The organism is Pseudonocardia pini (assembly GCF_013870575.1).
In the GTDB taxonomy this organism is placed as follows: Bacteria; Actinomycetota; Actinomycetes; order Mycobacteriales; family Pseudonocardiaceae; genus Pseudonocardia; species Pseudonocardia pini.
The window spans coordinates 1-2,140 of sequence record NZ_JACBXB010000869.1; the positions used below are offsets into that span (position 1 = coordinate 1).

2 protein-coding genes are annotated in these 2,140 nt (G+C 74.7%); both read left to right on the forward strand.

Annotation, left to right across the window (positions count from 1 at the left end; genetic code table 11):
• On the forward strand, positions 1 to 1,317 hold a 1,317-nt coding region (locus H5J29_RS30135; RefSeq protein WP_181784350.1), incomplete at its 5' end, for an RsmB/NOP family class I SAM-dependent RNA methyltransferase.
• A gap of 92 nt (positions 1,318 to 1,409) precedes the next feature.
• The gene (gene rpe, locus H5J29_RS30140; protein WP_181784351.1) at positions 1,410 to 2,075 is read left to right on the forward strand and encodes a ribulose-phosphate 3-epimerase; all 666 of its coding nucleotides are present in this window, start codon (positions 1,410 to 1,412) and stop codon (positions 2,073 to 2,075) included.
• Positions 2,076 to 2,140: the final 65 nt, after the last annotated feature.

The window sequence follows — 2,140 nt, forward strand, 5'->3', positions numbered from 1 at the left end:
GAGCGGGACGCCTACGCCAACCTGGTCCTGCCCTCGATCCTGCGCCGCTACCGGCTCAAGGACCGCGACGCCGCGTTGGCCACCGAGCTCGGCTACGGCACCCTGCGTGCCGCGGGCCAGCTCGACGTCGTGATCGAGTCCTGCGCCGACCGTCCCCTGCACCGCATCGAGGGCCCGCTGGTCGACGCGCTGCGGCTGGGCACCTACCAGATCCTCCGGATGCGGGTGCCCGAGCACGCCGCCGTCGCGACGTCGGTCGACATCGTGCGGGGGATCGCCGGGTCCCGGTCGTCGGGCTTCGTCAACGCGATCCTGCGCAAGGTCGCGGAGACCGCCGCGGCGAAGGGTGCCGACGCCTGGATCGCCGAGCTGGCGCCGGACCAGGAGGAGGACCCGGTCGGGAACGCCTCCTTCCTGCACGCCCACCCGAAGTGGATCGGCCAGGCCTTCGCGGACGCGTTGGGCTCCCGCGAGGAGCTCCCCGCCGCGCTCGCCGCGGACGACACCCGGCCCGCCGTCCACCTGCTGGCCAAGCCCGGCGAGATCTCCGCCGAGGAGCTCGCGCTGGTCACGGGCGGGACCGAGGCGCCGTACTCGCCGTACGGGGTGCACCTGGAGCCGGGCGGCGGGGACGTCGGCGAGCTCGACGCGATCCGCGAGGGCGTGGCCGTGGTGCAGGACGAGGGCAGCCCGCTGGTCGCGCTCGCCCTCAGCCGGGCGCCGGTCGAGGCGGACGCCGGTCGGTGGCTGGACCTCTGCGCCGGACCGGGCGGCAAGGCCGTCCTGCTCGGCGGGCTGGTGGCGATCGAGGGCGGCACGCTCGACGCCGTCGAGCCCGCGGAGCACCGCGCGGACCTGGTCTGGCGGGCGGTGGACGGGCTGCCCGTGACCGTGCACGTCGCCGACGGTCGGGAGGCCCCGCTGCCCGACGCCGCCTTCGACCGCGTCCTCGTCGACGCGCCGTGCACCGGCCTGGGTGCCCTGCGCCGCCGCCCGGAGGCCCGGTGGCGGCGGAAGCCGGAGGACGTGTCGAACCTGGCGAAGCTGCAACGTGAGCTGCTGCTGGCCGCGCTGCGACACGTCCGGGTCGGCGGGGTCGTGGGCTACGTCACCTGCTCGCCGCACCTGGCCGAGACGGTCGGTGTGGTCGGCGGGATCGTCCGGCGCAAGGACCTCGAGGTGACCGTCGAGTACCTCGACGCGCGCGAGTGCCTGCCCGGCGTCCCGGAGCTCGGTGACGGTCCGCAGGTCCAGCTGTGGCCGCACCGGCACGGGACGGACGCGATGTTCCTGACCCTGCTCCGCCGCACCGGCTGAGCCTGCCCGGCGAACGCCTGTGACCTGCGTCTCCACCCGCTACGGGTGCAGCGGCGCGACGGTCTGCGCGTAACCTCCCAGGCGTGCGTCCCCTGATCGCCCCCAGCATCCTGTCGGCCGACTTCGCCCGCCTGGCGGAGGAGGCCGAGCGGGTGCGCGGCGCGGACTGGCTGCACGTGGACGTCATGGACGCGCACTTCGTCCCCAACCTCACGCTGGGCCTGCCGGTCGTCGAGTCGCTGCTCAAGGCCACCGACACCCCGCTGGACTGCCACCTGATGATCGACGACCCGGACCGCTGGGCCCCCGGTTACGCCGAGGCGGGCGCGCACAACGTCACGGTGCACGTCGAGGCCGCCCACGACCCGGTGATGGTGGCCAAGGACCTCCGCGCCGCGGGCGCGAAGGCGGGCCTGTCGATCAAGCCGGGCACCCCGCTGGAGCCGTACGTCGAGGTGCTCAAGCACTACGACACGCTGCTGGTGATGAGCGTCGAGCCCGGGTTCGGGGGCCAGTCCTTCATGCCCGAGGTGCTGGACAAGGTGCGCGAGGCGCGCAGGCTCGTCGACACCGGCCACCTCACCCTCATGATCGAGATCGACGGCGGCATCGGCGACTCCACCATCGAGGCCGCGGCCGAGGCGGGGGTGGACTGCTTCGTGGCGGGCTCCGCCGTCTACGGCGCCGAGGACCCCGCCCGCGCGGTCGCCGCACTCCGCGACAAGGCGGTCGCGGCCCATCCCCGGTGGGCGGGATGACGCCCGAGCAGGCGATGGAGCGCGCCCTGGCCGCGTCCGTCGCGGTGCAGGGTCGCACCAGCCCC